This window comes from Frankia nepalensis, from assembly GCF_016786325.1.
GTDB classification, from domain to species: Bacteria; Actinomycetota; Actinomycetes; order Frankiales; family Frankiaceae; genus Pseudofrankia; species Pseudofrankia nepalensis.
In genome coordinates this window covers 44,235-50,818 of record NZ_JADWYU010000221.1, presented here as the reverse complement: position 1 = coordinate 50,818, position 6,584 = coordinate 44,235, and the positions used below count along the sequence as shown (strand labels likewise).

At 75.1% G+C, this 6,584-nt stretch carries 6 protein-coding genes and 1 pseudogene; 1 reads left to right on the top strand and 6 read right to left on the bottom strand.

Annotation, left to right across the window (positions count from 1 at the left end; all coding sequences use genetic code 11):
• Window positions 1-288: pseudogene (locus I6A81_RS44310) on the top strand (hypothetical protein); the annotation flags it as partial.
• 814 nt (window positions 289-1,102) lie between these two features.
• Here I6A81_RS44310 and I6A81_RS34940 read toward each other — a convergent pair.
• From I6A81_RS34940 to I6A81_RS46420, 6 genes are all read right to left on the bottom strand, one after another.
• On the bottom strand, window positions 1,103-1,855 hold the full coding sequence (locus tag I6A81_RS34940) for a type III pantothenate kinase (RefSeq protein WP_203001159.1): 753 nt from the start codon (window positions 1,853-1,855) through the stop codon (window positions 1,103-1,105).
• An 80-nt stretch (window positions 1,856-1,935) separates the two neighbouring features.
• Complete coding sequence (nadC, locus tag I6A81_RS34935; protein WP_203001161.1) at window positions 1,936-2,907, bottom strand: carboxylating nicotinate-nucleotide diphosphorylase; 972 nt, start codon at window positions 2,905-2,907, stop codon at window positions 1,936-1,938.
• A complete protein-coding gene (locus I6A81_RS34930) occupies window positions 2,904-4,598 on the bottom strand; it encodes an L-aspartate oxidase (protein ID WP_407661429.1) in 1,695 nt (564 codons plus the stop codon). Before I6A81_RS34930 ends, nadC begins: the two co-directional genes overlap by 4 nt.
• Window positions 4,599-4,624: 26 nt before the next feature.
• Window positions 4,625-5,134 carry an aspartate 1-decarboxylase gene (gene panD, locus I6A81_RS34925; protein WP_203001163.1) on the bottom strand — a complete coding sequence of 170 codons (510 nt, stop codon included), beginning with the start codon at window positions 5,132-5,134 and terminating at the stop codon, window positions 4,625-4,627.
• 2 nt (window positions 5,135-5,136) lie between these two features.
• Entirely contained in the window at window positions 5,137-6,036 is a 900-nt protein-coding gene (panC, locus tag I6A81_RS34920) for a pantoate--beta-alanine ligase (RefSeq protein WP_203001165.1), read from the bottom strand.
• Window positions 6,037-6,316: 280 nt separating this feature from the next.
• Window positions 6,317-6,565 carry a tetratricopeptide repeat protein gene (locus I6A81_RS46420; protein ID WP_407661428.1) on the bottom strand — a complete coding sequence of 83 codons (249 nt, stop codon included), beginning with the start codon at window positions 6,563-6,565 and terminating at the stop codon, window positions 6,317-6,319.
• Window positions 6,566-6,584 lie beyond the last annotated feature (19 nt).

Genomic DNA, 6,584 nt, shown 5'->3' with positions numbered 1-6,584 from the left:
GCGGCGGCCCTCGGGCGCGGCGCGGTGGCCGGCGCCGCCGGCGCGCCGCGCGCCGCGGAGGGCTCGGCCGCCGGCTGGGCGGGTGTCGGCCGGGCGGGCGCGGGCGTCGGCGGCTCGGGGTTGGGAAGACCGGCGCTCGCCAGGCCGCTCGCTGGTGGCGGGAGCGACATCGGGCTGGTCACCGGGCCGTCTGGCGCGGGCTCCGCGCCGCCCGCCGGCCTGCCCACCGGGCCCCGCGTGGTTGTCCGGGGCTTGGCCGATTCGCGTGCTGTTTTAGCGGAATTCTGACCGGGCCCCGGCGGTGGTTGGCTATCGCGATCGAGATTCTGGGCGGGCGAGCTGTCATCAATCAGGCTTTTTGTGCCCTTACTGGCCTTGCTCAGCGACAATCGCTGCCTTGGTACTCGCACCGTTGTGTCCGTATCGGCGCGGGTGGTCTCGATGACGTCGGGTTCCACCGCGTTCTCGTCCATGGCGCTGGGCTCCGCGGGATTCGGGTCGGCGGCATCGTCCGCCGCGACGCGGTCCGGCGTGGCCGCCTGGGCGCCCGTGCGCTGGACCGCGTCATCGGTAGGCGCGGGTGGCCTTTCGCCGTCGCGCCCCGGGCCGAGGCCGCCTTGGCTCGGCTCGTCTGTCTCAATACCTAGCTGTGAACCACGGTGTTGTCTCTGCGTCCGTTTCGTGCTTAATCGGGCGTCCGGGCCATCGGCCATCCCCGTCATCGGTGGCCCTCCGCCATGCGACCGTCTCGCCGCTCGCCCCGTCCGTTGCCGGACGTCGCCGCCACCCGCCGCTGGTCGATTCGCCGGGTCGGCCAAAGTCTAACGGCAGGTCATGGCTTTCTCTGGCTCCTACGGGCAACTCCGGATCGTCTGGGTGAACCGATTGGTGGGGATGTCATGGTCCCCGCGTGGTCCAGCGCGCGTTTCCTGGATGTGTCGGCGGAGATGACCCGGTGTGGCTCCGGTTGGTGCCGGGTGGCTCGCGCGGGTGCCCCGGCGCCCGGTGGCGCCGCGGCCGCCGGGCGCCGCGTCCGGCGGGACCGCCGGTGCGCGTGCCCGTTCGGGCCGTCCGTGAGCCGTCCCCCGCCGCCCGCCCGGCGTCACATGTTCTTGGCGAAGACCAGGCGCAGGCCGATGAGGGTGAGGTGCGGCTCGTGCACCTGGAGGGTCTCGCTCTCCTTGATGACGAGGGGGGCGAGGCCGCCGGTCGCGACGGCGGTCGCCTCGACGCCCAGCTCGGCGCGGATCCGCCGGACCAGGCCGTCCACCTGGCCGGCCACACCATAGATCATCCCGGACTGCAGGGCCTCGACCGTGCCCTTGCCGATCACCGAACGGGGCGGGACCAGCTCCACCTTGCGCAGCTGGGCGGCCCGGGAGGCGAGCGCGTCCAGCGCGATCTCGATGCCCGGGGCGAGCGCGCCGCCGAGGAACTCGCCGCGGGCGGAGACGACGTCGATGTTCGTCGAGGTGCCGAAGTCGACCACGATCACCGGGCCGCCGTGCAGGTGGTGCGCGGCGAGCGTGTTCATGATCCGGTCGGCGCCGGCCTCCTTCGGGTTGTCGATCAGGATCGGCACCCCCGTGCGGGTGCCCGGCTCGACGACGACCACCGGGACATGCCGGAAGATCCGCGCGGTCATCCGGCGGATCTCGCGCAGCGCCGCGGGCACCGTCGAGCAGACCGAGACCCCGTTGATCCGGTAGTCGCCGATCAGCCCGCGGTAGAGCAGGGCCAGCTCGTCAGAGGTCGCGTTCGCCTGGGTGCGCACCCGCCACGAGTCGGCCAGGGTCTCGCCGTCGAACACACCGAGAACGGTGTTGGTATTGCCGATGTCGATCGTCAGCAGCATGTTTCCCCCCGGTTTGGCGGAGTCGTTCGTCGGCGGCCCTGTCCGTGGCGGCTCTGCCCGCGCCGGCCGGCGGCGTCCGGCTATCCGGCGCTCGCCGGGGCGTCGAGCGTCAGGTCCAGACCCAGGTCCAGCGCGTCGACCGAATGCGTGAGCGCGCCGACCGCGAGGTAGTCGACGCCGGTGGCGGCCACCTCAGCGGCGACCTCGAGGGTCAGGCCGCCGCTCGCCTCCAGCCGCACGCCGGCCGGCCGGGCCAGCGCCACGGCGGCCCGCAGCTCGTCGGTGGTCATGTTGTCGCAGAGGATCAGGTCGGCGCCAGCCCGGACGGCCTCCTCGACCTGGGCGACGGTGTCGCACTCGACCTCGACCGGCAGGTCCGGGAAGGCCCGGCGCACCGCGGCGAACGCCGCGGCCACGCCGCCGGCGGCGACCACGTGATTGTCCTTGATCAACGCGGCGTCGACCAGCGACATCCGGTGGTTCACTCCGCCACCGGCCCGTACGGCGTACTTCTCCAACGCGCGCAGCCCCGGCAGCGTCTTGCGGGTGTCCCGGACCGCCGCGGGCGTCCCCGCGACCGTGTCGACCCAGATCCGGGTCGCCGTCGCCACCCCCGACAGGTGGCAGAGCAGGTTCAGCGCCGTGCGCTCGGCGGTCAGCAGGGCGCGCACCGGGCCCCGCGCCCGCAGCACCTCGCCGCCGGGGCCGACCCGGTCGCCGTCCGCGGCGGTCAGGACGACCTCGACACCCGGCCCGGCGACGGCCTCGAACACGGCGGCCGCGACCGGCAGCCCGGCGACCACGCCGCGCGCCCGCGAGACGATCCGCCCGGTGGCGACCAGGTCGGCCGGGACGGTGGCGACGGAGGTGGCGTCCACCCCGAGGCCGCCCGCCGCGGGCAGGTCCTCGGTCAGCGCCCGGACGACCACGTCGGCGACGGCGACCGGGTCGAGCCCGGCCGCGGCCAGCGCCTTCTCGGTCTCGGCGGACAGCCCCCTGGCGAGCGCGAGCGCGTCCACCGGCCCGTGGGCCGCGGTGATCCTGGGGCTCATGGCGTCTTCCCTCCGTCGGTCTCGTCGGCCGGCGCCGGCTCGAACGTCACGCCCAGCGCGCCGTCCGGGTCGAGCCGCGCCAGCAGGTGGCCCCGCCACGCCGCGTCGGCGTCGGCGAAGTCCTCGCGCCAGTGCGACCCGCGGGTCTCCGTCCTGGCCGCCGCCGCCGCGACCAGCGCGGTCGCGACGGTCCGCAGGTTCGTCATCTCCCAGGCCTCGGGCCCGGCGGTCACGGTCGCCCGGGTCAGCCGCACGTCGCCGATGCCGGCCAGCGCCTTCGCCGTGGCGACCAGGCTCGGCGCGCCGCGCAGCACGCCAGCGCCGTCGGTCATCGTCCGGGCGAGGTCGCCCCGCTCGCCCGGGTCGGCGAGCCCGGCCGAGGCGCGCCCGGCCGCCGTCTCGGCCGGCGCGCCCGGCGAGGGCAGCCCGCCGGAGAGGTGCTCGGCGATCCGGGCCGCGAACACCAGGCCCTCGAGCAGGCTGTTCGACGCCAGCCGGTTCGCCCCGTGCACCCCGGTGCAGGCCACCTCGCCGCACGCGTAGAGGCCGGGCACGCTGGTGCGGCCCCAGGTGTCGGCGCGCACCCCGCCGCTGGCGTAGTGCGCCGCCGGCGCCACCGGAATCGGCTGGGTGACCGGGTCGATGCCGTGCGAGCGGCACTGCGCGGTGATCGTCGGGAACCGGCGCAGGATCGTCCGCTCGCCGAGGTGGCGGGCGTCCAGGTAGAGGTGGTCGACGCCCTGGGCGGCCATCACCCGCGACATCTGCTTGGCGACCACGTCGCGCGGCGCGAGGTCCGCGAGCGGGTGCACGCCGTCCATCACCCGCTCGCCGGCGGCGTCCACCAGGACGGCGCCCTCACCGCGCATCGCCTCGCTCACCAGCGGCTGCTGGCCCGCCGACCCGGCGTTCCCCACCCGCAGCGCCGTGGGGTGGAACTGGACGAACTCCAGGTCGGTGACGACCGCGCCGGCGCGCAGCGCCAGGGCCACCCCGTCACCGGTCGACACCGGCGGGTTCGTGGTCGACGCGTAGATCTGGCCCATCCCGCCGGTCGCCAGCACCACCGCCCGCGCGGTGACGGCACCCACCCCGTCGCGGGTGCCCTCGCCGAGGACGTGCAGCGTGGCGCCCGCCGCGTGGCCGTCGGCGTCGACGAGCAGGTCGAGGACCAGCGCGTGCTCGATCACCTCGACGCCCTCGTCGGCGCGCAGCGCGGCGATCAGCGCGCGCTCCACCTCCAGCCCGGTGGCGTCGCCGCCCGCGTGCACGATCCGGTTGCGCAGGTGGCCGCCCTCGCGGGTGAGGGAGAGCTCGCCCGCGGCGGTGCGGTCGAACCGGGCGCCGAGCGCCGCGAGCTCGCGGACCCGGCCCGGGCCCTCGGTGACCAGCACCCGGACGGCCTCCGGGTCGCACAGCCCGACCCCGGCGACGAGGGTGTCGCGAAGGTGGTCGTCGGGGGAGTCCTCCGCGGCGAGCGCCGCCGCGATGCCACCCTGCGCCCAGCGGGTCGAGCCCTCGTCGAGCAGGGCCTTGGTGACCAGCAGCACGCGGCTGGCCGGCAGCGCGGCCCGCACCCGCAGCACGGCGGTGAGCCCGGCGACCCCGGAGCCGATCACGACCACGTCGGCGTGCCGCGTCCAGCCGGCCCGGGGCGCGCCGAGCCGGGTGGGCAGTACCGGCAGCGGCATCGGGACCCGGGCGGGGCTGGCCGCGTTCACGGCCTGGCGCCCTGGGCCGTGACCAGCGCGCCGGCGGCGCCGCCGACGGTCGGGACCGTGGTCTCCGGCACGTCGATCTCCGGCATCACGGTCTCCAGCACGTCGCCGCGCCGGCTCGCCGGGTCGCCCGGCAGGGCCTGCGCCGGGTCGTGACCGCGGCCGACGATCCGGTTCTCGGCGTCGACGAAGACGACCCTGGGCTTGAAGGCGCGGGCCTCGGCGTCGTCCATCATCCCGTAGGCGATGAGGATCACCAGGTCGCCCGGGTGCACGAGGCGGGCCGCGGCGCCGTTGATGCCGATGATCCCGCTGCCGGCCGGGCCCTCGATGGCGTAGGTGACCAGGCGGGCGCCGTTGTCGATGTCCACGATCGTGACCTGTTCGCCGGGCAGCAGGCCGGCGGCCGCCATCAGCTCGGCGTCGATGGTCACCGATCCCACGTAGTGCAGGTCGGCCTGCGTCACGGTGGCGCGGTGGATCTTGGAGGTGAGCATGGTTCGCAGCACGGTCAGGCTTCCGTTCCGGGCCCGTTGACGAGCGGGAGGACGAGCTCGAGGTTGTCGATGAGGCGGGTCGTGCCGACCCTCGCGGCCACCAGCAGCAGCGCCGGCCCCGCGGTGACGGGGCCGAGGTCGTCCGGCCGGGCCAGGGTGAGGTAGTCGACCTCGACGCCGGGCTCGGCGGCGAGCACGGCGCCGGCGGCGGCCAGCACCGCGTCCGGGCCGCCGTCGCCGGCGGCGGCGCCCGCGCGCAGCGCCCGGGACAGCGCCAGCGCCGCGGCCCGCTGGGGCGCGCTCAGGTAGGCGTTGCGGCTGGACAGCGCGAGCCCGTCGGGCTCGCGGACCGTCGGTACGCCGACGACCGTGACGCCGAAGGCCAGGTCGGCCACCATCCGGCGGATGCAGACCAGCTGCTGCGCGTCCTTGCGCCCGAAGAAGGCGAGATCCGGGCGGACCAGGTGCAGCATGGTCGCGACCAGCGTGAGCATCCCGTCGAAGTGCCCCGGCCGGCTCGCGCCCTCCAGCACCTCGCCCAGCGGGCCGGCGCGCAGGGTCACCAGCGGCGCGGGGTCGTGCACCACGGCGGGGGTGAACACGACGTCGGCGCCCTCGCGGGCGCACACCTCGAGGTCGGCCGCCAGGGTGCGGGGGTAGCGGTCGAGGTCCTCGTGCTGGCCGAACTGCAGCGGGTTGACGTAGATCGTGACGACGACCTGGTCGGCGGCGCGGCGCGCCTCGCGGATCAGCGTCGCGTGCCCCTCGTGGAGCGCGCCCATGGTCATCACGACGGCCCGGGTGCCCGCCGGCTCGGCCAGCAGCGTGGCCAGCTCGGCGCGGGTACGGGCGAGGGCTGGCCGGCTCGCCGTGCCGGGTGCCGGCTCGGCCAGAGATATGTGCGCAGGTGACATGAACCCGTTCCAGTCCTCGGGGTGGGTACCGGACGTCCGCACGACTGTAGCCCGCCCGAAACCTTCGTGGTGGTCACTGTGACTTTTTCCCGTCGGTCCACGAGCCGCCGTCCAGGCCCAGCCATCGCCGCCACGACGCCGCCAGGCCCTGGCCTGCGGCGAAGGCCGACATTCCTGCGCGATCGGCGCCCACGGACCCCCTTGCCCCCCGCGCGATCGCGGACAGCTCGGTCGGAGCGTGACGTCGCGGCCACGCTTGATCGGCCTTCCGGGCATGCCGTCAGGGCGCTGCATCCTGGCCGCGTCGGGCCAGATCGAGGGCTTCCCGGGCTGCGAGCGTTAGCGGATGGTCGGCTCCGAGTACTCGGAGCTGGATGGTGAGGACGTCTTCGAAGAGGCTGACCGCTTCGTCGATCTGACCCGCGGCGCGGTACACCTGGGCCAGATTGTGCTGCGTCGCGAGTGTTCCCCGGTGGTCGTTGCCGAGTACGCGGACCTGGTCGGTGAGGACGTCTTCGAAGAGGTTGATTGCTTCGTGGACGCGGCCG